We start from the raw sequence: 540 nt of genomic DNA on the forward strand, positions 1-540 counted from the left end.
TGACCATGGACAAGAACACCACCGGCACGCCCTCTGCCCCGCCGCTGCTGGATATAAGGGGGCTGCGCAAGACCTACCGCCTGCCCCGTGGCCAGACGCTGAAGGCGGTGGATGGGGTCTCGCTTTCCGTCACGGCGGGTGAGACGCTGGGGCTGGTGGGGGAATCCGGGTGTGGCAAATCCACGCTGGGGCGCTGCATGCTGCGGCTGACCGATATATCGGCCGGGCAGGTCAGCTTTGAAGGGCGCGACATAACCCGCCTGCGCGAGCGCACGCTGCGTCCGCTGCGCCCGCGCATGCAGATGGTGTTCCAGGATTCTCATGCATCGCTCAACCCCCGCCGGCGTATTGGCGACATATTGGCCGAACCGCTGCGCGTGCATCCCGATGCGGCGGGGCGCAGGCGATCCGCGGCGGTGATTTACGACCGGCTTCATGAACTCATGGAACTGGTTGGCCTGCCCGCCACGGCGCTGGAGCGTTACGCGCATGAATTCTCCGGCGGCCAGCGCCAGCGCATCAACATCGCGCGCGCGCTGG

Annotated in this window: 1 protein-coding gene; it reads left to right on the forward strand. The window is 67.0% G+C overall.

Features of this window, described 5'->3' with window-relative positions; genetic code table 11:
- Positions 1–5 precede the first annotated feature (5 nt).
- On the forward strand, positions 6–540 hold a 535-nt coding region (locus JCM25156_RS20005), incomplete at its 3' end, for an ATP-binding cassette domain-containing protein (protein WP_148299438.1).

It is taken from the genome of Komagataeibacter kakiaceti JCM 25156 (assembly GCF_000613305.1).